Origin of the sequence: Paracoccus sp. MKU1 (genome assembly GCF_001447385.1) — a bacterium.
GTDB lineage: Bacteria > Pseudomonadota > Alphaproteobacteria > Rhodobacterales > Rhodobacteraceae > Paracoccus.
Genome location: NZ_LLWQ01000064.1, coordinates 171794 through 194339 on the forward strand (window position 1 = coordinate 171794; position 22546 = coordinate 194339).

21 protein-coding genes are annotated in these 22546 nt (G+C 68.8%); 15 read left to right on the plus strand and 6 right to left on the minus strand.

What is annotated here, in order from left to right; all coding sequences use genetic code 11:
- Positions 1 to 214: 214 nt before the first annotated feature.
- The 6 genes from AQY21_RS04475 (at position 215) to AQY21_RS04500 (ending at position 4227) form a co-directional block, all read left to right on the plus strand.
- Positions 215 to 715 (plus strand): YbjN domain-containing protein, encoded by a 501-nt coding sequence (locus AQY21_RS04475; RefSeq protein ID WP_058096585.1) that lies wholly within the window; start codon positions 215 to 217, stop codon positions 713 to 715.
- A 37-nt stretch (positions 716 to 752) separates the two neighbouring features.
- Positions 753 to 1556, plus strand: coding sequence for a pyrroline-5-carboxylate reductase (gene proC, locus AQY21_RS04480; RefSeq protein ID WP_058096586.1), 804 nt, complete (start codon positions 753 to 755; stop codon positions 1554 to 1556).
- Entirely contained in the window at positions 1553 to 1894 is a 342-nt protein-coding gene (locus tag AQY21_RS04485) for a tRNA-binding protein (RefSeq protein ID WP_058096587.1), read from the plus strand. Before proC ends, AQY21_RS04485 begins: the two co-directional genes overlap by 4 nt.
- A complete protein-coding gene (locus tag AQY21_RS04490) occupies positions 1894 to 2844 on the plus strand; it encodes a D-glycerate dehydrogenase (protein WP_058096588.1) in 951 nt (316 codons plus the stop codon). Before AQY21_RS04485 ends, AQY21_RS04490 begins: the two co-directional genes overlap by 1 nt.
- Positions 2845 to 2864: 20 nt before the next feature.
- Positions 2865 to 3104 carry a hypothetical protein gene (locus AQY21_RS29300; protein ID WP_203416378.1) on the plus strand — a complete coding sequence of 80 codons (240 nt, stop codon included), beginning with the start codon at positions 2865 to 2867 and terminating at the stop codon, positions 3102 to 3104.
- Positions 3105 to 3180: 76 nt separating this feature from the next.
- A complete protein-coding gene (locus AQY21_RS04500) occupies positions 3181 to 4227 on the plus strand; it encodes a DUF475 domain-containing protein (protein WP_058096590.1) in 1047 nt (348 codons plus the stop codon).
- A gap of 189 nt (positions 4228 to 4416) precedes the next feature.
- On the opposite strand, the gene AQY21_RS04505 is transcribed toward AQY21_RS04500, so the two are convergent.
- From AQY21_RS04505 to cobS, 5 genes are all read right to left on the minus strand, one after another.
- Positions 4417 to 6234 carry an aminopeptidase P family protein gene (locus AQY21_RS04505; RefSeq protein ID WP_058096591.1) on the minus strand — a complete coding sequence of 606 codons (1818 nt, stop codon included), beginning with the start codon at positions 6232 to 6234 and terminating at the stop codon, positions 4417 to 4419.
- A 27-nt stretch (positions 6235 to 6261) separates the two neighbouring features.
- Complete coding sequence (epsE, locus tag AQY21_RS04510; RefSeq protein ID WP_203416380.1) at positions 6262 to 7515, minus strand: exopolysaccharide biosynthesis GT4 family glycosyltransferase EpsE; 1254 nt, start codon at positions 7513 to 7515, stop codon at positions 6262 to 6264.
- 100 nt (positions 7516 to 7615) lie between these two features.
- Positions 7616 to 9478, minus strand: a complete 1863-nt coding sequence (gene cobT / locus AQY21_RS04515) for a cobaltochelatase subunit CobT (protein ID WP_058096593.1) — start codon at positions 9476 to 9478, stop codon at positions 7616 to 7618.
- An 8-nt stretch (positions 9479 to 9486) separates the two neighbouring features.
- The gene (locus AQY21_RS04520) at positions 9487 to 10533 is read right to left on the minus strand and encodes a hypothetical protein (protein ID WP_058096594.1); all 1047 of its coding nucleotides are present in this window, start codon (positions 10531 to 10533) and stop codon (positions 9487 to 9489) included.
- Between the two features lie 25 nt (positions 10534 to 10558).
- Complete coding sequence (cobS, locus tag AQY21_RS04525; RefSeq protein ID WP_058096595.1) at positions 10559 to 11533, minus strand: cobaltochelatase subunit CobS; 975 nt, start codon at positions 11531 to 11533, stop codon at positions 10559 to 10561.
- A 157-nt stretch (positions 11534 to 11690) separates the two neighbouring features.
- Between cobS and AQY21_RS04530 the strand changes: the two genes are divergently transcribed.
- From AQY21_RS04530 to AQY21_RS04570, 9 genes are all read left to right on the plus strand, one after another.
- Positions 11691 to 12659 carry a DUF808 domain-containing protein gene (locus tag AQY21_RS04530; protein WP_058096596.1) on the plus strand — a complete coding sequence of 323 codons (969 nt, stop codon included), beginning with the start codon at positions 11691 to 11693 and terminating at the stop codon, positions 12657 to 12659.
- Between the two features lie 66 nt (positions 12660 to 12725).
- Positions 12726 to 14105, plus strand: a complete 1380-nt coding sequence (locus AQY21_RS04535; RefSeq protein ID WP_058096597.1) for an FAD-binding oxidoreductase — start codon at positions 12726 to 12728, stop codon at positions 14103 to 14105.
- A gap of 82 nt (positions 14106 to 14187) precedes the next feature.
- Positions 14188 to 14646 (plus strand): DUF2267 domain-containing protein, encoded by a 459-nt coding sequence (locus AQY21_RS04540; RefSeq protein WP_058096598.1) that lies wholly within the window; start codon positions 14188 to 14190, stop codon positions 14644 to 14646.
- Between the two features lie 171 nt (positions 14647 to 14817).
- Positions 14818 to 15600 (plus strand): GH25 family lysozyme, encoded by a 783-nt coding sequence (locus AQY21_RS04545; RefSeq protein ID WP_058096599.1) that lies wholly within the window; start codon positions 14818 to 14820, stop codon positions 15598 to 15600.
- Entirely contained in the window at positions 15576 to 16232 is a 657-nt protein-coding gene (locus AQY21_RS04550; RefSeq protein WP_058096600.1) for a type II CAAX prenyl endopeptidase Rce1 family protein, read from the plus strand. Before AQY21_RS04545 ends, AQY21_RS04550 begins: the two co-directional genes overlap by 25 nt.
- 60 nt (positions 16233 to 16292) lie before the next feature.
- The gene (gene aspS / locus AQY21_RS04555) at positions 16293 to 18068 is read left to right on the plus strand and encodes an aspartate--tRNA ligase (RefSeq protein ID WP_058096601.1); all 1776 of its coding nucleotides are present in this window, start codon (positions 16293 to 16295) and stop codon (positions 18066 to 18068) included.
- Positions 18069 to 18194: 126 nt separating this feature from the next.
- Positions 18195 to 19562 (plus strand): DUF1800 family protein, encoded by a 1368-nt coding sequence (locus AQY21_RS04560; protein WP_058096602.1) that lies wholly within the window; start codon positions 18195 to 18197, stop codon positions 19560 to 19562.
- A 10-nt stretch (positions 19563 to 19572) separates the two neighbouring features.
- Positions 19573 to 20754 carry a DUF1501 domain-containing protein gene (locus AQY21_RS04565; protein ID WP_058096603.1) on the plus strand — a complete coding sequence of 394 codons (1182 nt, stop codon included), beginning with the start codon at positions 19573 to 19575 and terminating at the stop codon, positions 20752 to 20754.
- A 396-nt stretch (positions 20755 to 21150) separates the two neighbouring features.
- Positions 21151 to 21771 (plus strand): GNAT family N-acetyltransferase, encoded by a 621-nt coding sequence (locus AQY21_RS04570; protein ID WP_238986688.1) that lies wholly within the window; start codon positions 21151 to 21153, stop codon positions 21769 to 21771.
- A gap of 4 nt (positions 21772 to 21775) precedes the next feature.
- Here AQY21_RS04570 and AQY21_RS04575 read toward each other — a convergent pair whose 3' ends face one another.
- A complete protein-coding gene (locus AQY21_RS04575; protein WP_058096604.1) occupies positions 21776 to 22504 on the minus strand; it encodes a response regulator in 729 nt (242 codons plus the stop codon).
- Positions 22505 to 22546: the final 42 nt, after the last annotated feature.

Genomic DNA, 22546 nt, shown 5'->3' on the forward strand with positions numbered 1-22546 from the left:
TGAACCCGCACGAAAGCCGGTGGTCAAGCGGCGGAGACCGGCTGTCGCGATCCGGTAACGGAATTTTCGCTTTACACCCTCATGGAACCGGCACACGATATATTGTAGGCACATTCCGGAAACTACGCCGGGTGTAGTCTGGGTCACCAAGGGTTGGGGCCAAGGGTTGGGGTTCGACCTTCGCTCCGCTCGCAGACAGGCAGGGGGACAGGATATGGCACAGCTGGACTTCATCCATAGCGATGACATCCATCCCATCGACATCGTGGAAACCGTCGCGGCCTATCACGAATGGGATTTCGACCGTCTGGCCGAGGATCAGATCGCCATGGCGGTCGAGGGGCAATGGCGCACCTATTCGATCACGCTGGCCTGGTCGCCGCGCGAGGAGGTGCTGCGGCTGATCTGCACCTTCGACATGGATCCCCCGGTCGAGACGCTGCCGGCGCTCTACGAGGTGCTGAACCTGGCCAACGACCAGGTCTGGGATGGCGGCTTCACCTTCTGGGGACCGCAGAAGCTGATGGTCTGGCGCTACGGGCTGGTGCTTGCGGGCGATGCCATCGCCGCACCCTCGCAGATCGACCAGATGATCGGCAACGCCATCCTGGCCTGCGAGCGGTTCTATCCCTGTTTCCAGCTGGCCTGCTGGGGCGATGCCACGCCGGAGGCTGCCATGGACATCGCCCTGTCCGAGGCCTACGGTCGCGCCTGAATTCCCGCCTTCGTGCGGGCAAGGTCAGGGGGAAGGTATGGATTTTTCGGATCTGAATGCGCGTGGGCTGGTGCTGGTCGGCTGCGGCCGCATGGGCAGCGCGCTTCTGGACGGCTGGCTGAAGAGCGGGCTGGCGGCGGGGGCGGTGCATGTGATCGACCCGCATCCCCGGGCGGAACTGTCGGATCTGGGTATTTGGGTCAACGGAGAATTGCCAAAGGATCCGGCGGTGCTGGTAATCGCCGTCAAGCCGCAGATGATGGCGGATGCGTTGCAGCGGCTGTCGGTCGGGGCGGGGACGCTGGTGGTCTCGGTCGCGGCCGGGGTGACCTTGGCGGCCTATGAGGCGGCCTTTCCGCAGGCGCCCATCGTGCGGACCATGCCGAACACTCCGGCGGCCATCGGCCAGGGCATCACCGCCATCATCGGCAATGCCAGAGCCGGCGAGACCGAAATGGCGCTGGCCGAGGCGCTGATGTCCGCCGTCGGCCGCGTGGTGCGGCTGGAGAGCGAGGGCCAGATGGATGCGGTGACGGCACTGTCCGGCTCGGGTCCCGCCTATGTCTTTCACATGATCGAGGCCATGGCGGCGGCCGGCGCGGCCGAGGGGCTTTCGCCGGCGCTGGCGTTGGAACTGGCGCGGGCCACCGTGGCCGGGGCCGGCGCGCTGGCCGTGCATGAGGACGAGGACCCGGCGAAGCTGCGCGAGGCGGTGACCTCGCCCGGCGGCACCACGGCGGCGGGATTGGGGGAGCTGATGGACCCCGGGACCGGCCTGCCGCCGCTGATGCGCCGTACCATTGCGGCGGCCGCCGCGCGGGGGCGGGAGCTGGGGAAATGAGCGACCGGATCGCCTGGGCGGATTTCGAGAAGGTCGAGATCCGCGTCGGCCGCATCACCCGCGCCGAGCCTTTCCCCGAGGCACGGCGCCCGGCCTTCAAGCTGTGGCTGGATTTCGGGCCGGAGATCGGCGAGCGGAAAAGCTCGGCCCAGATCACCCGGCATTACGTGCCGGACGGGCTGATCGGCCGTCAGGTGCTGGCGGTGGTGAATTTCCCGCCGCGCCAGATCGGCCCGTTCATGTCCGAGGTCCTGGTGCTGGGCCTGCCCGACGAGGCGGGCGAGGTGGTGCTGATCGGTCCCGAGCGCGAGGTGCCGGTCGGTGGGAGGATGTATTGATGAAGCTTCTGGTGACGCGCCGCATGACCCAGGCGGCAGAGCAGGCGCTGAGGGCGCGGTTCGAGACCGAGATCCTGGACCGCAAGCACGGGCTCGGCGTCGATGAGGCGGCGCAGGCGCTGGCCGATTACGACGCGATCATGCCGACGCTGGGCGACCGCTTTACCGCCGAGGCCTTTCAGGCTCAGCCGCGCTGCCGCCTGCTGGCCAATTTCGGCGCCGGCTACAACCATATCGACGTCGCTGCCGCCGCGGCGGCCGGCGTCGCCGTGACCAACACCCCCGACGCCGTGACCGAGGCCACCGCCGACATCGCCCTGACCCTGATACTGATGACCGCGCGCCGGGCCGGCGAGGGCGAGCGGCTGCTGCGTCGCGGCGCATGGACCGGCTGGGAGCCGACGCAGCTTCTGGGCCGGCATGTCACCGGCTGCACGGTGGGCATCATCGGCATGGGCCGTATCGGCAAGGCCATCGCCCGGCGCTGCCATTTCGGCTTCGGCATGGAGGTGCTGTTCCACAATCGCTCGGTGGTGTCCTCGCTGGATTTCCCGGCCCGGCAGGTGGCCGATCTGGACGAGTTGCTGGCGCAGTCGGATTTCGCCGTCGTCGCCGTGCCCGGCGGGGCCGAGACCCGGCACATGATCGGCGCGCATGAACTGGAGCGGCTGGGGCCGCGCTCATACCTCGTCAACATCGCCCGCGGCGACGTGGTCGAGGAGGCGGCGCTGGTCGAGGCGCTGGCGCAAGGCCGGATCGCCGGAGCAGGGCTTGATGTTTACGAATTCGAGCCGAAGGTCGCGCCGGCGCTTTGCGCCATGGAGAACGTGACCCTGCTGCCGCATCTGGGCACCGCCGCCGAGGAGGTGCGCACCGCCATGGCGATGCGGGCGATGAACAATCTGGTCGCCTTTGCCGAGGGGCAGGCGCTGCCGGACCGGGTGAGCTGATGACGCCCGGCGCGCGAACCATGGCCCTGATCCGGGCGGGCATCGGTGCAGCCGAGTCTGGCGCGGCGGTGATGGGGGCCAGGGCCGAGGTGCTGGCCAATCCGCCGGGGCCGGGCGGATGCCGGCAGGTGATCGCGCTGGGCAAGGCTGTCTGGGCCATGGCCGTGCCGGCGCGGGTGGTGACCGTCGCCAATGTCATGGATCTGGCGGTGCTGGTGCGCCTGAAGGACGGCCCTGCCCGGGTCGACATGCAGGGCTGATCTGCGCCCGCGCGCCTTGCCCGCCCTTCTGGCAGGCCCTAAGACCGAAAGGCACGAGCCGCATGATGGGAACCTCATGAGATCCACGCTCAGCTACATGACCTGGCCCTTCATCGTCACCGGCGCCGGGCTGGCGCTCGCCGCCTTCCTGGGCTGGGAATATCACGGCACCGGCTCGGGGGCGCTGGCCTTCTTCCTGATCGCCGGCATCCTGGCGGTGCTGGAAATCTCGCTCAGCTTCGACAATGCCATCGTCAATGCCAACAAGCTCAAGCAGATGGTGCCGAAATGGCAGCGCCGCTTCCTGACATGGGGGATCCTGATCGCGGTGTTCGGCATGCGGGTGATCTTCCCCCTGCTGGTGGTGGTGATCGCCGCCCACCTCGCGCCGTGGGAGGCAATTCGCCTCGCCGCCACTCAGCCGCAGGAATATTCCCGCATCATCCACGAGGCGCATCTGCCCATCGCCGCCTTCGGTGGCTCGTTCCTGATGCTGGTGGCGCTGAACTATTTCTTCGACGAGGCCAAGGACGTGGACTGGATCAAGGGCGTCGAGGCCGCGCTGCGCAAGCTGGGCGAGATCCGCGGCATGGAGGTGGGCTTCGTGCTGGTCTGCATGCTGGTGATCGTCGGCCAATTGCCGGCGGAAAAGGAACATGCCTTCATCATCGCCGCGATCTGGGGGGTGATCACCTATCTGCTGGTGGACATGCTGGGCCATGTGCTCGACCGCTGGGGCGCCCAGCACAGCCAGGCCGACATGGCGCGCGGCGGCTTTGGCGCCTTTCTCTATCTGGAGGTGCTGGACGCGTCCTTCAGCTTCGACGGGGTGATCGGCGCCTTCGCGCTGACCCAGAACCTGTTCCTGATCGCCATCGGCCTGGGCATCGGCGCGATGTATGTGCGCTCAATGACGGTGATGCTGGTCGAGCGCGGCACGCTCGCCGCCTTCCGCTATCTCGAACACGGCGCCTTCTGGTCGATCTTCGTGCTGTCTATCCTGATGTTCGTGCAGACCCTGCGACCGATCCCCGAGGTCGTCACCGGCCTTCTGGGCGCCTGTTTCATCGGCATGGCCTTTCTCAGCTCGCTGGCCTGGCGCCGCCGCCATCCGCACGGCTAGCTAGCCCCGCAGCCGGCCGGGCGCGGGACCTCTTGCTTTCTTCGTTGCCTAAATACCCATGCGGCAGTGCCCGGAGGCGGTGTTGCGGGGGTATTTGGACAACAGAGAAGCCGGGCCATGGCGCGTTGCCGGGTTGCGCGGCGCCGGTTGCGCCGTCGCATGGCCATCTGAAAACGGAAAGAACGGTAGTCAGGCGCCGCCGCCCAGCGGACGCGTCGTCAGGGAGAGCCAGTCGCGGACCTCGCCATCGACCAGCGGCGAGATCTTCTCCCAGACCTGTGCATGATAGGCGTCGAGCCAGGCGATCTCGGCCGGCGCCAGCAGGCCGGGCTCGATCAGCCGGCGGTCGATCGGGGCGAAGGTCAGGGTCTCGAAGCCCAGCATCTCGCGGCCGTCCGGGCTTTCGCGCTTCTCGACCACGATCAGGTTCTCGATGCGGATGCCGAAGGCGCCCTCGCGGTAATAGCCCGGCTCGTTCGACAGGATCATGCCGGGGGCGAGCGGGATCTCCGAGATGCGCGAGATCCGCACCGGCCCCTCGTGCACCGACAGGCCGGCGCCGACGCCATGGCCGGTGCCGTGGTCGTAATCCATGCCCTCGGACCACAGCGGCGCACGGGCCAGGGCGTCGATATGGCAGCCGGCGACACCCTTGGGGAACTGCACCTGCGACACGGCGATCATGCCTTGCAGCACCCGCGTATAGGGCCGGCGCACCGCCGGATCGACCGGGCCCATCGGCAGGGTGCGGGTGATGTCGGTAGTGCCGTTCGGGTATTGCCCGCCGGAATCAACCAGCAGGACATGGCCGGGCAGGATGCGCAGGTTGCTTTGCCGGTCGACATGGTAATGCGGGATCGCGGCATGCGGGCCGGTGGCCGCGATGGTGTCGAAGCTGATGTCGAGGATGCCACGCGCCAAGCGCAATTCCTCCAGCTTCTTCGCCACGTCGATCTCGGTCAGCGGCTCGGCGTCGAGCTGTGCGGCGCGGGCGTCAAGCCAGCACAAGAGTTCCGTCACCGCCGCGCCGTCCTGCAGATGCGCGGCGCGCATGCCGGCGATCTCGGCCGGGTTCTTGCAGGCTTTCGGCAGGATCACCGGGTCGGGGGCCTCCGCGATGGGGGTGTTCATGCTTTCGATCAGCGCGAAGACCCGGTCGGGGGCGCTGGCGGGATCGACCCGCACCGGGCCGGCAAGATTGGTCAGCGCCGGGGTCAGCGCGTCCAGCGGCAGCACCGAGACTGCGTTGCCAAGCGCCGCCCGCACCTCCGCGCCGAACTTGGCCGGGTTGGTGAAGACGGCGACATGGCCGTTTTCCTCGATGATGGCGAAGCATTGCACCACCGGGTTCTTCGGCACGTCTGCCCCGCGGATGTTCAGCAGCCACGAGACCGAATCGGGCAGGGTCAGCACCGCCGCCTGCTGCCCGGTCTCGCGCAGCGCCCGGGCGATGCGGGCGCGCTTCTCGGCCGCCGTTTCGCCGGCGATCTCGTCGGGCCAGAGCCGCACCGCGCCGACCGGCGCCTCGGGCTGGTCGGTCCAGATCGCATCGACCGGGTTCGTGTCGAGGGCGATCAGCGCGATGCCCGAGCCGGACAAGCCCTTTTCCATCTCGCGGATCTCGCGTCGCGTGTGCAGCCAGGGGTCGTAGCCGATGCGCCCGCCCTCGGGCAGCGCAGCGCGCAGCCAGTCGGCGGGTTTCGTCTCCGGCCAGGGCACCGGGGTGAAATGCGTGGGGTCCACCTCGGCCTTGACCTGCACGCGATAGCGGCCGTCGATGAACACCCCGGCGCGATCCGGGGTGACGATGCAGAAACCGGCGCTGCCGGTGAATCCGGTCAGCCAGGCCAGCCGTGCATCGCGGGCCGCGACATATTCGCCCTGATGCGCATCGGCGCGCGGCACCAGGAAGCCGTCGAGTTCGCGCGCCGCCAGCTCGCGGCGCAATTCGGCCAGCCGGGGCGGATGCGCGGCGGGGTCGGAATGGCTGTCGTAATTCTGGAACATGCTCGCCTCCGGGTCTTGTTGTGGTTGTCAGGCGCGGGCCAGCGCCGCGCTTGCGCCGGGCAGGGTGCGCGCGAGGCCGTCGGCCACCGCCTCGGCGCTGCGGCGGTGGTGGAATTCGGCGGCGACGCGGGCGCGGGACGCCTGGGCCAGCCGCCGCGCCTCGGCCGGATCGGCGTGCAGCCGGGCGATTTCGTCCGCCATGATCTCGGGGCGTTCGGGCGGCACCAGGATCGCGTCGCGGCCCGAGGTGATCAGCTCGTGATTGCCGCCGACATCGGTGACGACGACCGGCATCTCCATCGCCATCGCCTCCATGATCGCGACCGAGATGCCCTCGTTCAGACTGGCCAGCGCAAAGACATGCGCGCACTCCAGCCCCTCGCGCACGCGATCCTCGTTGACCGCGCCCAGCAGCGTGACCGCGTCGCCGAGGCCCTTCTCGGCGATCAGCGTGTCGAGCTGGCGGTGATAGCCCGAGCCGCCCTGCTCGTCCTCGCCGGCGATCTCCAGCCGGGCGTCGATGCCGCGGGCGCGCAGCAGGGCGACCGCCTCGATCAGGTGGTCGTGGCCCTTGACCGCGTTCAGCCGCCCGCAGCTGAACAGGCGCAGGGCCTCGCCGGGGGCGGGGGGCTGCCAAGGGGTCCGGCGCTGGATCTGGTCGAGGTCCACGCCCATCGGCGCCACGTTGATGACGGCGGGGCGGTCGGTGCCGATCTCGCGCTCGGCCACCCGCGTCAGCAATTGCGAGATGATGGTGGCGAAGCGCGCATGGCGCCATTTCTGCCGCTGGTTCGGCCCGTAGCCCTCCAGCGTCGGGCCGTGCAGGGTCAGGCTGTAGCCCGGCCCGCCCAGCCGCTCGGCGAACATGGCGATATTGGCGCTGTCGGCGCAGCTGTGGACATGGACATGGGTCCAGCCCTGCTGGCGGGCGATGCGTTTCAGCCGCGCGCCCATGGCCAGCAGCGCCAGCATCCGCGCCCGCCCCTTGACGCCCTGCGCCTCGGCGCTCAGCGCCGCGCCCAGGCCGCGCGCCCAGCCGGTCGGCCCCGAGCGCAGGAATTCCGCGACGATGCCGAAACCCTCGCCGCCCAGCGGCATCAGGTAGCGGGTCCGGGCCTGCGCCTCGGCCGCCCAAGCGTGCGAGGCGACGGCGCGCGGCGGTGGGCGGGTCGAGATCAGCTCGGCCTCGATCCCCAGTTCGGCCAGCGCCTGCCGCTCGCGCCACAGGAAGATATGGGTCTGGCCTGGAAACTCGGGAATGAAAAAACCGATCTTCAACACGTCGAAGCCCCTTGGCCAGCGAGGCGGAAAGCGGCCCCGATCCGGCGAAATTGGTCGCATGGCAGGCGGGGCAGATCAAGCAGCCGGAATGGACAGGCTTTCATCCCGCCCGGCGCTGGCTCATGGCGCGGGCGCGCTTCCTGGGATCGGCCTCGAACAGCGCGGCGAGCTGTTCGGTGATGGCGCCGGCCAGCTGCTCGGCATCGGTGATCGTCACCGCGCGCTGGTAATAGCGGGTCACGTCATGGCCGATGCCGATGGCCAGCAGCTCGACCTGCTTCTTGCGCTCGATCATCGCGATCACGTCGCGCAGGTGCTTTTCCAGGAAATTCGCCGGATTGACCGACAGCGTCGAATCGTCCACCGGCGCCCCGTCCGAGATCACCATCAGGATGCGCCGCGCCTCGGGCCGCCGGGCCAGCCGCCGATGCGCCCATTCCAGCGCCTCGCCGTCGATGTTTTCCTTGAGCAACCCCTCTTTCATCATCAGGCCCAGGTTCGGCCGCACCCGCCGCCAGGGCGCATCGGCGCCCTTGTAGATGATATGGCGCAGGTCGTTGAGCCGTCCCGGCTGCGCCGGCCGGCCGGCGGCCAGCCATTTCTCGCGGCTTTGTCCGCCTTTCCAGGCGCGGGTGGTGAAGCCCAGGATCTCGACCTTGACCTGGCTGCGTTCCAGCGTGCGGGCCAGAACGTCGGCGCAGATCGCGGCGATGCTGATCGGCCGGCCGCGCATCGAGCCGGAATTGTCCAGAAGCAGCGTCACAACCGTGTCGCGGAACTCGGTATCCTTCTCGACCTTGAAGGACAGCGGCGTGGTCGGGTTCGCCACCACGCGGGCGAGGCGCCCGGCGTCCAGCACGCCTTCCTCCTTGTCGAATTCCCAGCTGCGGTTCTGCTGCGCCTGCAAGCGGCGCTGGAGCTTGTTCGCCAGCCGCGAGACGGCACCGCGCAGGGGTTCCAGCTGCTTGTCGAGATAGGCGCGCAACCGCTCCAGCTCGGCCGGGTCGGCGAGGTCCTCGGCGCGGATCTCCTCGTCGAATTCCTGGGCATAGACCTTGTAATCCGGGCTTGCCTCGCTGACCTGCGGCGGCAGGTCGGGGGGCGTCTCGGCCTCGGACATCTCGGCCTCGTCCACCAGTTCCTCGTCGGACTGGTCGTCCATGCTGACCTGGGCCTGGCGTTCGTCCTGGGTCTGGTCCTGGGTGCGCTCGGGGCTGGCCTCGGCGTCCTCGTCCTGGTTCTGGTCGCGGGACTGGTTGTCGCCGGCCTCCTCGTCCTGCTCGGCGTTCTCGTCGGCCTCGTCCTCTTGCGGCTCGTCCGGGTCCTCGCCCAGCTGGTCGCCATAGCCGAGGTCGGCGATCACCTTGCGGGCCAGCCGCGCGAAGGCGGCCTGGTCGGCCAGCACCTCGCCCACCTGCTCCAGATCGGCGCCGGCCTGTTCCTCGACGAAGGGCCGCCACAGGTCCGCGACATGCTGCGCGGCCGAGGGCAGGGCGCGGCCGGTGGCCGCCTGCCGCACGATATAGCCCGCAGCGACGGCCAGCGGCGCATCCGCCGGGGCCTTGATCTGGCCATAGCCCTTGCGCTCGGCCTCCTGCCCCAGCTTGGCGTCGATGTTCGACAGCGCCCCGGGCATGTCGCGCGCGCCCAACGCCTCGCAGCGCGCCGTCTCCATCGCCTCGTAGAGGTCGCGCGCCATCGGCCCGGCGGGGGCGTATTTCGCATGGGTTCCGGCGTCGTGGTGGCGCAGCTTCATCGCCAGCGCATCGGCGGTGCCGCGCGCCAGCAGCACCTCGTCGCGGGTCATGCGGCGGCTGACCTGCGGCAGGCGCATGGTGTCGCCCGCCACGCCGGAAGGGTCGGCGGTGAAGGTCACGTTCAGCTCGTGATCCTCGGCCAGGGCGCGGGTCGCCTCGGTCAGGGCCTTCTTGAACGGATCGGCGGGGTTGTCGGATTTCTTCATGGGCGGGGTCACCTTCTCAACCGGGTGTAGCGGGACAATGCGCTACCGACCGCACGGTCCGGCAACGGCAGGGACAACCAGGGCCCGACCGCCCTGCTCGCGGCAGAGGCGGCGGGGGTGGCGGCCAGGTCGAACGGATCCGTAACGCCTACCGTCGCATCCTGCATATCACGGGCCAGGGCATCGGCAAAGCCGCGCGCTTCGAGCCCCAGCCTGCGGTCCATGCCGATGGCATCCATGTGGTAGCGGCTTTGGAAACCGGCGGCGTTGCGCGGCGAAAGCGCCAGCCTGAGCCCGTCACCCGCACCCGCGGCATGCTTGCGATAGAGGCGGTCGAACTCATAGCCGACCGCAAGGCGCAGCGCCGGGCTGCGGTGCTGGAGGCGGCGGTGAATCCGCTGCACCTCGCCCAGGCCGGTCGGATCGAGGCTTCTGTTCTCGGCCGGGATGCCAGGCGTGGCAACGGCGCTGCCGGTGCAGATGGACAGGAAATCCGTCACGATATCGCCTCCGACCAGATGCTGGCGCAGCAGGGGGCGCAGGATATAGGCATCGCCGAACTGCTGCCGCCATGCGTCGATGGTTCCGCTTTGCAGAAAGCGGCCGCGCCCGGTGCTTTGCTGGACGAAATCCTGGAAGCGCCGCAGATCGGCGCCGATCTTGACCACCTCGGCATAGACCGATCTCATCCGCGACAGATGCGGGCGGACGTAGTGGACCAGATGCACGCGCTCGGCAAAGGGCTGAAGCACCATGTCGGCGAACGCCTTCAACACGTCCGGCCGCAGCACCGAGAAATGCTCGTCCGACAGGACGCAGACCGAGGCGCGGGGGGCAAGCGTCAATTGTGCACGGCATATCCGTGCCATGAGCCCGCCTCCCGGCCTGACCCGCAGCGCCTTTGCCAGCCGGCTGTGGTTTTCGGCCCAGCCGGGATAGACCATATCCAGATCCATCCCGCTGAAGCCGTCCGAACGCAGGAAACGCTGCAACGATGTCGAGCCAGCCTTCATGTCCCCGATATGGACATAAATGCTCTTGAACTTCGCTGCCATTACGCTGCTCGGGCCAGGGGCCCCATCACCCCGCCTTGACCGCCGCGCTTTCCGGCAGTTCCTCGTCGAACAGGCGCTGGTAGAACTCGGCCACGGTCTGGCGCTCCAGCTCGTCGCATTTGTTCAGGAAGGTCAGCCGGAAGGCATAGCCCACGTTGTCGCCGAAGATGCGGGCGTTCTGCGCCCATGCGATCACCGTGCGCGGCGACATGACCGTGGACAGGTCGCCCTGCATGAAGGCGGTCCGCGTCAGGTCGGCCAGCGTCACCATCTGGCTGATGATCTTGCGGCCCTTCTCGGTGTTGTAGGTCGGGTTCTTGGCCAGAACGATGGCGGCCTCGGCGTCGTGGCTCAGGTAGTTCAGCGTCGCCACCAGAGACCAGCGGTCCATCTGGCCTTGGTTGATCTGCTGGGTGCCGTGATAGAGGCCGGTCGTGTCGCCCAGGCCCACGGTGTTCGCCGTCGCGAACAGGCGGAAATAGGGATTGGGCGTGATGACCTCGTTCTGGTCCAGCAGCGTCAGCTTGCCGTCGGCCTCCAGCACGCGCTGGATCACGAACATCACGTCGGCGCGGCCGGCGTCGTATTCGTCGAAGACGATGGCGGTCGGGTTGCGCAGCGCCCAGGGCAGGATGCCCTCGTGGAACACCGTGACCTGCTTGCCCTCGACCAGCTTGATCGCGTCCTTGCCGATCAGGTCGATGCGGCTGACGTGGCTGTCCAGGTTCACCCGCACGCAGGGCCAGTTCAGCCGCGCCGCTACCTGCTCGATATGCGTCGATTTGCCGGTGCCGTGATAGCCCTGGATCATCACCCGTCGGTTGTAGGCAAAGCCGGCCAGGATCGCCAGGGTGGTGTCGGGGTCGAACTTGTAGGTCGAGTCGATGTCGGGCACCCGGTCGGATCGCTCGGCAAAGCCCTTGACCTTCATGTCGCTGTCAAGGCCGAAGACCTCGCGCAGGTCGATCTCCTCGGTCGGTTTCGCGTTCTGATCCAGCATGGGGCGGCCCTTTCGATTGTCCCATGCTTGATGAATGATTCCCCGCGCGGGTGCAAGCCGGGCGGGGCGCGGGAACCATCGCCCCGGCTGCGAATTGCGCCTGCGGACGAGGGCGCCTAGAGTGCCGCGCGGAGACCTTGGGACGGGACGGATTGGCATGAGCGGATTGCTGGCGCTCTTGGACGATGTGGCGGGGATCGCCAAGATCGCGGCGGCGTCGATCGACGACGTGGCGGGGCAGGCGGTCAAGGCCGGCAGCAAGGCCGCCGGCGCGGTGATCGACGACGCGGCGGTGACGCCGAAATACGTGCACGGCTTTTCCGCCGCGCGCGAGGTGCCGATCGTGATGAAGATCGCCCGCGGCTCGCTTTACAACAAGCTGGTGATCCTGCTGCCCATCGCGCTGCTCCTGTCGGCCTTTGCGCCTTGGGCGATCACGCCGCTGCTGATGGTGGGCGGCTCCTACCTGTGTTTCGAGGGTGCCGAGAAGCTCGTGCATGCGCTCAGCCACCACAAGGTCAACGAACCGCATCTGACGGTGACCGAGGAAGGCGCCGCCGGGCTGGAAGAGGAACGGGTGCGCGGCGCGATCAAGACCGACTTCATCCTCTCGGCCGAGATTATGACCATCGCGCTGGCCACGATTCCGAACGGCGATGCGATCTGGATGAAGGCGCTGATCCTGGCCGTGGTGGCGCTGGGCATCACCGTCGCGGTCTACGGCTTCGTGGCGCTGATCGTAAAGGCGGACGATGTCGGCTTGCATCTGCACGAGCGCGGCGGGCCGCTGGCGGGGCTTGGGCGCGGCATCGTGCATGTCATGCCGGGTTTCATGAAGGCGCTGACCGTGGTCGGCACTGCTGCGATGATCTGGGTCGGCGGCCAGATCGTCATTCACGGGCTGCACGAACTGGGCCAGCACCAGCCCTATGAATGGATCCATGGCATGGCCGAGGCGGCGGCCCATGCCCTGCCAGCCGCGCCGGGATTTGCGGCCTGGGCCACGACGGCCTTTTTCGACGGCATCTTCGGGGTGGTCTGGGGCATGATCCTGATCCCGGTGGCGCATCACGCCGTCACCCCGGCCATCGAGGCGGTCAAGGGTGCCCTTGGCGAGAAAGCCTGATCCCCGGCTTGCCCTTGGACCGGCGGCAGGGCTATTTCCCTGCCATACCAATTCAGGAGGACTGCCATGCCCATTCCCGCCCCGGTGCTTGAGGCGCTTTCCGCGCTTCTGGGTGCGCGTCTGTCCACCAGCGGCGCCGACCGCGAACTGCACGCCCAGTCCGAGACCTTCCACCGCGTCCCGCCGCCCGACGCGGTGGCCTGGCCGGTCTCGACCGAGGAGGTGTCGCGCATCGCCGCCATCTGCCATGCGCATCGCGTGCCGATGATCGGCTGGGGCACCGGTACTTCGCTGGAGGGGCAGGCCTTGGCGCCGCAGGGCGGGCTGGTCATCGACCTGTCGAAGATGGACCGGGTGCTGGAGATCCGGGCCGAGGACATGCAGGTCAGCGTCCAGCCCGGCTGCACGCGCGAGGCGCTGAATACCGAATTGCGCGCGACCGGCCTGTTCTTCCCGGTCGATCCCGGTGCCAATGCCTCGCTGGGCGGCATGGCGGCGACCCGCGCCTCGGGGACCACGGCGGTGCGCTACGGCACCATGCGCGACAACGTGCTGGCGCTCGAGGTGGTGCTGGCCGACGGGCGCGTCATCCGCACCGGCACGCGGGCGGCGAAATCCAGTGCCGGCTATGACCTGACCGCGCTGTTCGTCGGCTCCGAGGGCACGCTGGGCATCATCACCGAGCTGACCCTGCGGCTGCACGGCCAGCCCGAGGAGGTCGCCTCGGCGGTCTGCGGCTTCGCGACGCTGGAGCAGGCGGTGGAATGCGTCACCGCGACGATCCAGTCGGGCATCCCCATGGCGCGGATCGAGTTCATCGACGCCGATGTGGTGCGCGCCTTCAACCGCGCCTCGGGCACGCAGATGCATGAAGGGCCGCATCTGATGGTCGAGTTCCACGGCGCGCCCGCCTCGGTCAAGGGCGATGCCGAAAGCTTCGGCGCGCTGGCGGGCGAGTTCGGCGGCACCGGCTTCGACTGGGCGACGACGCCCGAGGCGCGGGCGGCCTTGTGGAAGATGCGGCACAACGCCTATCGCTCCTGCCTGGCGCTGCGGCCGGGCGCGACGGCGGTGGTGACGGATGTCTGCGTGCCGATGTCGCATCTGCCCGCCGCGGTGGCCGCGGCGGCCGAGGACATCCGCGCCGAGGGCCTGCTGGGCCCCATCGTCGGCCATGTCGGCGACGGGAACTTCCACGCCCAGATCCTGGTGATGCCCGGCGACGAGGCCGAGCTTGCCGCCGCCAAGCGCGTCGCGCTGCGCATGGCCGAGCGTGCGATCGCGGTGGGCGGCACCATCACCGGCGAGCATGGCGTGGGCATCGGCAAGAAGCCCCTGATGCCCGCCCAGCACGGCGCGGCCATCGGCGTGATGGCGGCGATCAAGCAGGCGCTGGACCCCGAGGGCGTGCTGAACCCCGGCAAGCTGGTGCCGGAGATGGGCTGAGGGGCAGGGCGCGCCGGCAGATTCCGGCCGGGCGCGCCGCCCGTCCGCATCGGCAGCGCATTCCGGCAGGGAGGAGCGGACAATGCCAATGCCATGGACCTATCGCCATGCATCCAAGGAATGGCGCGCGATTCTCGACGATCTCAAGGACCGCATGGACCTGGTCTCGGACAACAGCGCCTATACCGCCCTGGACGGCGTGTTCCAGGTCTTCCGTCGCCGACTCACGGCGCAGCAGGGGCTGGATTTCGCGTCCGTCCTGCCGGCGATTCCCAGGGCGATCTTCGTGGCCGGCTGGAAACCCGACGACAAGCCGGTGCCCTTTGCCGACCGCCGGATCATGCCCCGAGAGGCGCAACAGGTCCGGCCGCATCACAACCTGACCCCGGACAACGCCATCGAAGCCGTGGCCTGGACCATCCGCCGCTACACGAACAAGGCGGATCTCCAGCGCGTCCTGGAATGCCTGCCGCCGGGCGCGGTCCAGTTCTGGCATGTCGATGGGGCCGACCCCAGAGAGATCGCGCCGCGGATCTTCTGAAACGGGCCGCGCAACCTGCGGTGGAGATGCGCGCGGACGCGGGCGTCCCTGACAAACTCGTGACTGTCACGCCATCGTGACAGAGCCCCGCGCCTTTGCGATAAGGACACGAAGCGCCGAGCACAGGCGCAGAGGCAGAGCGCGCGGCATGCGCGGCGGCAGAGGGCAGAGATGACATTCCTGGGCAAGATTTTGACGGTGCTGGCGCTGGTCGCGCTGGCCTCCTGCGGGGGTCCCTCCAGCGGGCCGGCGGTGATGGCGGGGCAGGGCAGCGGCCCGAAATTCGGCGACAGCGCGCCGCATCCCTGGATCGGCGGGCATCCATACGACCATCCGGTCCACGGCATCGACATCTCGCGCTGGCAGGGCGACATCGACTGGCACCGGGTGCGCAGCTCGGGCATCAGCTTTGCCTTCATCAAGGCGACCGAGGGCGGCGACCATGCCGACCCGAATTTCCGCCGCTACTGGCGCGAGGCGGCGCAGGCGCGCATCCCGCGTGGCGCCTATCACTATTTCTACTTCTGCCGCTCGGGGGCGGAACAGGCGTCCTGGTTCATCGCCAACGTGCCCCGGGAACGCGGCGCGCTGCCGCCGGTGCTGGACCTGGAATGGACCGCTTCCAAGACCTGTCCGCATCGCCCGCCCAGCCATGAAATCCTGCGCGAGGCCAAGATCTTCAAGGACATCCTGCACCGCCATTACGGCCAGCGCCCGATCATCTACACCACGGTCGATTTCTATCGCGACAACAACCTCGGCTCCTGGCCCGAGGAGTTCTGGCTGCGCTCGGTTGCCGGCCATCCGCGCATCGTCTATCCTGGTCAGCGTTACAGCTTCTGGCAATATACCGGAACCGGCATCGTGCCGGGGATCAACGGCAACGTGGACCTGAACGTCTTTGCGGGCTCGCCCGCACAGTGGCGGATATGGCTGAATCAAAGGCTGCAATAGAGCGCGGCCTGCTCTGGGTCGAGTTTACGGCGCTCTATCTCGGGGCGCCGTTGGCCATTGCGGTGTTCCTGCCGGGCCATCTGCTGTTCGAGGCCCTGGCGGTGTTCAGCCTCGCCGGCCTGGGCCTTCTGTGGTGCACCGGCGGCTTTCGCTGGCACAGCCTGGTGCGCGGCTGGAGCCGGCTGCCCTGGCGCGAGATCGCCGGCATCGCACTGGCCACGCTGTTTGCGGGGCTGGCGATCCTGTGGTTCAGCAGCCCGAACTCGATCTTCCAGATCGTGCGCAACCGGCCCGACTTCCTGCTGGTGATCTGGACCTTCTACCCGATCCTCTCGGCCCTGCCGCAAGAGCTGATCTTTCGCCCGCTGTTCTTTCACCGCTATGCCGTGCTGCTGCCGGCCGGGCAGGGGGCGATCGCGCTGAACGCGGCGGTGTTTTCCTTTGCGCATCTGATGTACTGGTCCTGGGTGGTCGCGGCCCTGACCTTCATCGGCGGCTGGTTCTTTGCCCGCGCCTATCTGGAGCGCGGCTTCCCCTCGGCCTGGGTCTTGCATGCGGTGGCGGGCAACGTGCTCTTCGCGGTCGGCATGGGCGCCTATTTCTATACCGGCAACGTGGTGCGGCCGTTCTGATTGCTTGACTTCCCCCGCGCGGCGCGGTTCATGCGTGGCCGATACGCAAGGGGAAAAACGATGAGCGCCTATCGCAGCCATACCTGCGGCGAGTTGACCGCCGCTGCCGCCGGGTCCGAAGTCCGTCTGTCCGGCTGGGTCCACCGGGTCCGCGACCATGGCGGCGTGCTGTTCATCGACCTGCGCGACCATTACGGCATCACCCAGGTGATCGCCGACAGCGACTCGCCCGCCTTCCCGGCGCTGGAAAAGCTGCGCGCCGAGACGGTGATCCGCATCGACGGCAAGGTGAAGCTGCGCGACGCCAGCCTCGTCAACCCCAAGCTGCCGACCGGCGAGATCGAGGTCTATGCCACGGCGATGGAGGTGCTGGGCGCCTCGGACGACCTGCCGCTGCCGGTCTTCGGCGACCAGGACTATCCCGAGGAGACGCGGCTGGCCTATCGCTTCCTCGACCTGCGCCGCGACAGCCTGCACAACAACATCATGCTGCGCTCGCGCGTGGTGAAATGGCTGCGCGACGCGATGTGGGAGCAGGGCTTCACCGAGTTCCAGACCCCGATCATCACCGCCTCCTCGCCCGAGGGCGCGCGCGACTTCCTGGTGCCCTCGCGCCTGCATCCGGGCAAGTTCTACGCCCTGCCGCAGGCGCCGCAGCAGTTCAAGCAGCTGATCATGGTCGCGGGCTTCGACAAGTATTTCCAGATCGCGCCCTGCTTCCGCGACGAGGACCCGCGCGCCGACCGCTCGCCCACGGATTTCTACCAGCTCGACATGGAGATGTCCTTTGTCGAGCAGGAGGACGTGTTCCGCGCCATCCAGCCGGTGATCCAGGGCCTGTTCGAGGCCTTCGGCGGCGGCCGCCGCGTCGATGCGGACTGGCCGCGCATCCCCTATGCCGAGGCGATGCTGAAATACGGCTCGGACAAGCCCGACCTGCGCAACCCCATCGAGATGCAGGTGGTCAGCGAGCATTTCCGCGGCTCGGGCTTTGGCATCTTCGCCAAGCTGCTCGAGCAGGAGGGCACCGAGGTCCGCGCCATCCCCGCGCCGGGCGGCGGCTCGCGCAAGTTCGCCGACCGCATGAACGCCTTCGCGCAACAGCAGGGCCTGCCCGGCATGGGCTATATCTTCTGGCGCAAGGCCGAGGACGGCTCGACCGAGGCTGCCGGTCCCATCGCCAAGGCGCTCGGCCATGACAAGACCGAGGCGATCCGCAGCCAGTTGGGCCTGGGCGAAGGCGATGCGGTCTTCTTCCTGGGCGGCAAGCCGGAAACCTTCGAGGCCATCGCCGGCCGTGCCCGCAACGAGATCGGCCGCGAGCTGGGCCTGACCGACGAGCACCAGTTCAAATTCGCCTGGATCGTCGATTTCCCGATGTATGAGAAGGGCGAGGACGGCAGGATCGACTTCAGCCACAACCCGTTCTCGATGCCGCAGGGCGGGATCGAGGCGCTGGACGGCGACCCGCTGGCGGTCAAGGGCTACCAATACGACCTCGCCTGCAACGGCTACGAGCTGGTCTCGGGCGCGATCCGCAACCACCGGCCGGAGATCATGTTCCGGGCCTTCGAACTGGCCGGCTATGGCCGCGACGAGGTGGAGCGGCGCTTCGGCGGGCTGGTCAAGGCCTTCCGCTATGGCGCGCCCCCGCACGGCGGCTGTGCGGCGGGGATCGACCGCATCGTCATGCTGCTGGCCGACGAGGTGAACATCCGCGAGGTCATCATGTTCCCGATGAACCAGCGCGCCGAGGACCTGATGATGGGCGCCCCCAGCGAACCCACGAACGAGCAGCTGCGCGAGCTGCGCCTGCGTGTGCTGCCGCGCGAGTGACCCCGCTGCGGCGCATCGGCAGGGTCTTGCCGCGGCGCCGCATCTGAAGAAAGCGTGAACTGACCCCGGGCCGGGATCATGCCATAACCTTGCATATGGGGCGATTTCCCCTGCAAGGATGATTGCATGAGCTTTGGATTTCCCGAACTGGCGGCGATCCGTCTGGGCTTTGGCCTGTCGCCGCTGATGCCGCCGCCCGCCGATGCTGAGACGGTCCTGGCCGGGCCCGCCAATGCCGGCCCGGGGCCCGAGGCGATGACCACCACCAGGGCCAGCGAGATCGCGACGCTGTTCCGCGAGGGCCGCCTGGCCCGGCGCGAGGGCCGGCCCGAACCGCCCGAGACGCAGGAGGCCGACCGGCTGCTCGGCATCCTGCCGGCCGAGGATCTGCGGCGCCGGGTGATCCGCGCCCTGGACGATCCCATCGGCTTCGGCGAAAGGCTGGTGCAGTTCTGGAGCGACCATTTCACCGTCCGCGCCACCAACAAGGTGAACAACCCCCTGGCCATGGCCTTCGTGGACGAGGCGATCCGCCCGCATGTGAACGGCCGTTTCGAGGACATGTTCCTTGCTGCCGACACCCATCCGATGATGCTGGTCTATCTGGACCAGACTTCCAGCCGCGGGCCGGGCTCGCCTTTCGCCAAGGGTCGGCCCAAACGCAATTTCGGCCTGAACGAGAACCTCGCCCGCGAGGCGCTGGAGCTGCATTCGCTGGGCGTGGGCGCCGGCTATGAGCAGAAGGACGTGCGCGAACTGGCCGAGTTGCTGACCGGGCTGAGCTTTACGCATCAGGAGGGTTTCGCCTTCAAGCCTGCTTGGGCCGAGCCGGGGGCCGAAACCGTGCTGGGCCAGGCCTATGGCGGCGGCCGGCGCGGCGGGCTGGACGACATCCGCGCCGCCTTTCGCGACATCGCCCGCCGGCCCGAGACGGCACAGTATCTGTCGCGCAAGTTGGCGGTGCATTTCGGCTCGGACCAGCCTTCCGAGGATCTGGTCGAGGCGATGGCGGCGGTTTGGCGCGACAGCGGCGGCGACCTGCCGCAGGTCTATCGCGTGCTGGTCACCCATCCCGACCTGGCCTCGGGCCTGCGGCAAAAGGTGCGCCAGCCCTTCGATTTCTGCGTGGCCGGGCTGCGGGCGCTGGGCATCCGCGGCGAACAGGTCGCGCGGCTGGAACTGCCGAATTTCCGCCGCATCGCCTGGGGCCCGGTCGAGGCCATGGGCCAGCCCTGGGGCCGGCCCAAGGGTCCGGACGGCTGGCCGGAAGACGCCGATGCCTGGATCGCGCCGCAGACGCTGGCCGCGCGCATCAACTGGTCGCTGCGCATCCCCCGCCTGCTGCTGGACGAACTGCCCGACCCGCGCGAGATGCTGGTCTCGGCCTTCGGCGGCACGCAATCGGCGGAGCTGGCCTGGGCCGTGCCCAAGGCGGAATCCGCCGCCGAAGGCGTGGCGCTGATCCTCGCCTCGGGCGATTTCAACCGGCGATAGGAGAGGGCTGATGCTGACACTGGACCGACGCCTGTTTCTGAAGGGGGCCGCGCTGATCGGCTGCTCGGCCGCGGCGCATCCGCTGATGAACTCGATGACCTTCGCCGCGCTTCCGGGCGAGAACCGGCTGGTCGTCATCATCCTGCGCGGCGCCATGGACGGGCTGGATGCGATCCAGCCCTATGGCGACCCGATGCTGCGCAAGCTGCGCCGCAATCTTTCGGTCGGGCCGGAAAACGGCGCGCCGGACCTCGACGGCTTCTATGCGCTGCATCCGCGGCTCGAACCGCTTCTGCCGCTGTGGCAAAAGGGCGAGCTGGCCTTTGCCCATGCCGTCTCGACCCCCTATCGCGACAAGCGCAGCCATTTCGACGGCCAGGACGTGCTCGAGGCGGGGACCGGCAACGACCTGCCGGTGGACCGGCGGGTGGGCGGCTGGCTGAACCGGCTGTTGCAGGCCACGCCCGGCGCCAAGGCCGAGACCGCCTATGCCGTGGGGGTCGAGCAGATGCGTATCCTGACCGGCAAGGCCGCGCATCTCAGCTGGGCGCCGCGCGCCTGGCTGAAACTGTCGCCGCAGGCGCAGATGCTGCTGGAGCATGTCTATCACGACGACCCGCTGTTCCGCACGGCGGCGCAGGATGCGGTGCAGATCAGCGCCGAAACCACGGATGTCGGCAAGAACTCGGGGCCGACCGCCGATGCCCAGGCGCTGGCCGCCTTTACCGCCAGCCGGCTGAACGCGGAAAGCCGCATTGCCGCCTTCTCGATCCCCGGCTGGGACAGCCATGCCAACCAGCCGGTGGTGCTGGGCCGGGCGCTGGAGCGGCTGGCGGCGGCGATCCTGAAGCTGCGCGAGGGGCTGGGCGAGAACTGGGGACGCACCACGGTGCTGGCCATGACCGAATTCGGCCGCACCGTGGGCGAGAACGGTTCGGGCGGCACCGATCACGGCACCGGCGGCGCGCTGCTGATGGCCGGCGGCGCGATCCGGGGCGGGCGGGCCTTCGGCGACTGGCCGGGTCTGGGCGAGGGCCAGCTTTACGCCGATCGCGACCTGATGCCCACGCGCGACATCCGCGCCTATGCCGCCTGGGCGATGCACGGGTTGTTCGGGATCGGGCGCGACACGCTGGAGCGCGAGATCTTTCCCGGGCTTGATCTTGGGGGCGATCCGGGGATGCTGGCCTGAGCCTTCGCCGGAGCTTCGCCGATGCCCGAGGATTCCAATACCAGCCCCGTCCCGCGCCCTGCCGGCCGCAGCGCTGCGGATTCCGCCGACGCTTCCGGCCGCATGGGTCCGGCCGGCCAGGGCGCGGGCGCCGATCGCCATGGCGCTGACAGGCGCCTGGAGGATGACGCCGCCGATCCCGCCTGCTTGCCTGATACCTTTGGATTCCCTTCGATGGTTGCCGATGACGCGGAGGGTGCCACTGGCGAAGCCGTCAGAACGCCCCACGGCGCCGGCCCGGTGGCCGCCAAGCGCCCAGCCGCCACAGGCCCAGCCGATCCCGGTGGCGCCTCCCGCCCCCACCGTCCGACCGGGCCTGTCGTCGCCGGCTTCACCCCGCCGCCGGCACCTGGCCCCGTGCGGATCGAGGGGCGCCATGTGCGGCTGGAGCGGCTGGATCCAGGCCGTCATGCCGAGGATCTGTTCGCCGCCAATAGGGGGCAGGACTGGGTCTGGGACTATCTGGGCTACGGTCCCTTCGCCGATCTGCCGGCCTATCGCGCCTGGCAGGCCGAGATGGCCGCCAGGACGGACCCGTATTTCTATGCCCTGCGCGACGGTGCGACGGGCAGGATCGGCGGGCTCGCCTCGTTCATGCGCATCGACCCGGCCAATGGGGTGATCGAGATCGGCCATATCGAGATCGCCCCCCCGATGCAGCGCACCCCGGCCGCGACCGAGGCGATCTCGCTGATGATCGGCTGGGCCTTCGGCGCGGGCTATCGCCGGGTCGAGTGGAAATGCGATGCGCTGAACGCCCCCTCGCGCCGGGCCGCGCTGCGCTATGGCTTCACCTTCGAGGGCATCTTCCGCCAGCACATGATCTACAAGGGCCGCAACCGCGACACGGCCTGGTATGCCATCATCGACTGTGACTGGCCGCGGCTTGCCCGGGCGCATCAGGCATGGCTCGCGCCCGCGAATTTCGATGCCCGGGGGCGCCAGCGGCAAAGCCTGTCGGCGCTGACCGGGACCTGAACGGTCAGGAGATGCGGGCGGCCGTCAGCCGGTCCTGCACCAGCCCGCTGATCCGGGCCAGGTCGGTGGCCAGCGCCCGGCCCTGGGCATGGTCGCGCGCCAGCGCCGTCGCCGCATCCTCCAGCATGCGGTCATGGGCCGAACGCGCCACCCCGGCCAGGAAGCGCGCGATATAGTCGATGGCCGCCGTGTCGTCGGCCTGCGCCAGCACATCGGCGACATGCGCCAGATCGTCGCGCAGCGCCTCGGGATCCGCGGCGATCACATCGTCGGGCACGAGGCGCAGTCCCTGGGGCCGTGCCTCGGGCGGCAGGGCGGCCAGGATCGCCTCCTGGAAGACGGCCAGGCTTTCGATGGGCTTGGCCAGGAAACCGTCCGCCCCCGCCGCAAGCGCGGCGGCGCGATTCGCCGGATCGCCCGAAATGCCCAGGATCACCGGCACCCGGGGCATGGCCCGCGCGACGGTCGCGATCATCTCGGCGCCGTCGCCATCGGGCAGGCCCATGTCCACGATCACCGCGCCCGGCCGATAGGTCTGAAGATGCCGCAGCGCCGCGCGGATGCTGTCGGCCCGGCGGATGCGCGCGCCGGAGCGCAGGCACAGCAGGCGCACCGCCTCGGAGGCGACGCGCGAATCCTCGACCACCAGCACCGTCAGGCCGGTCAGGGGCCGGTCGGGCAGGGTGGCCCGCCAGGTGGGAAAGTCCTCCGCACCGATGCTTTCCTGTTCCATCTTGCAAAATCCTCACTGGGAATCACCGTCTGCCCACGAGGA

Excerpts from the sequence above, each read along its gene's own strand:
- AQY21_RS04475 (WP_058096585.1), top strand. The coding sequence starts at position 215 with ATGGCACAGCTGGACTTCATCCATAGCGATGACATCCATCCCATCGAC.
- proC (WP_058096586.1), top strand. The coding sequence starts at position 753 with ATGGATTTTTCGGATCTGAATGCGCGTGGGCTGGTGCTGGTCGGCTGC.
- AQY21_RS04485 (WP_058096587.1), top strand. The coding sequence starts at position 1,553 with ATGAGCGACCGGATCGCCTGGGCGGATTTCGAGAAGGTCGAGATCCGC.
- AQY21_RS04490 (WP_058096588.1), top strand. The coding sequence starts at position 1,894 with ATGAAGCTTCTGGTGACGCGCCGCATGACCCAGGCGGCAGAGCAGGCG.
- AQY21_RS29300 (WP_203416378.1), top strand. The coding sequence starts at position 2,865 with ATGGCCCTGATCCGGGCGGGCATCGGTGCAGCCGAGTCTGGCGCGGCG.
- AQY21_RS04500 (WP_058096590.1), top strand. The coding sequence starts at position 3,181 with ATGAGATCCACGCTCAGCTACATGACCTGGCCCTTCATCGTCACCGGC.
- AQY21_RS04505 (WP_058096591.1), bottom strand. The coding sequence starts at position 6,234 with ATGTTCCAGAATTACGACAGCCATTCCGACCCCGCCGCGCATCCGCCC.
- cobT (WP_058096593.1), bottom strand. The coding sequence starts at position 9,478 with ATGAAGAAATCCGACAACCCCGCCGATCCGTTCAAGAAGGCCCTGACC.
- AQY21_RS04520 (WP_058096594.1), bottom strand. The coding sequence starts at position 10,533 with ATGGCAGCGAAGTTCAAGAGCATTTATGTCCATATCGGGGACATGAAG.
- cobS (WP_058096595.1), bottom strand. The coding sequence starts at position 11,533 with ATGCTGGATCAGAACGCGAAACCGACCGAGGAGATCGACCTGCGCGAG.
- AQY21_RS04530 (WP_058096596.1), top strand. The coding sequence starts at position 11,691 with ATGAGCGGATTGCTGGCGCTCTTGGACGATGTGGCGGGGATCGCCAAG.
- AQY21_RS04535 (WP_058096597.1), top strand. The coding sequence starts at position 12,726 with ATGCCCATTCCCGCCCCGGTGCTTGAGGCGCTTTCCGCGCTTCTGGGT.
- AQY21_RS04540 (WP_058096598.1), top strand. The coding sequence starts at position 14,188 with ATGCCAATGCCATGGACCTATCGCCATGCATCCAAGGAATGGCGCGCG.
- AQY21_RS04545 (WP_058096599.1), top strand. The coding sequence starts at position 14,818 with ATGACATTCCTGGGCAAGATTTTGACGGTGCTGGCGCTGGTCGCGCTG.
- AQY21_RS04550 (WP_058096600.1), top strand. The coding sequence starts at position 15,576 with ATGGCTGAATCAAAGGCTGCAATAGAGCGCGGCCTGCTCTGGGTCGAG.
- aspS (WP_058096601.1), top strand. The coding sequence starts at position 16,293 with ATGAGCGCCTATCGCAGCCATACCTGCGGCGAGTTGACCGCCGCTGCC.
- AQY21_RS04560 (WP_058096602.1), top strand. The coding sequence starts at position 18,195 with ATGAGCTTTGGATTTCCCGAACTGGCGGCGATCCGTCTGGGCTTTGGC.
- AQY21_RS04565 (WP_058096603.1), top strand. The coding sequence starts at position 19,573 with ATGCTGACACTGGACCGACGCCTGTTTCTGAAGGGGGCCGCGCTGATC.
- AQY21_RS04575 (WP_058096604.1), bottom strand. The coding sequence starts at position 22,504 with ATGGAACAGGAAAGCATCGGTGCGGAGGACTTTCCCACCTGGCGGGCC.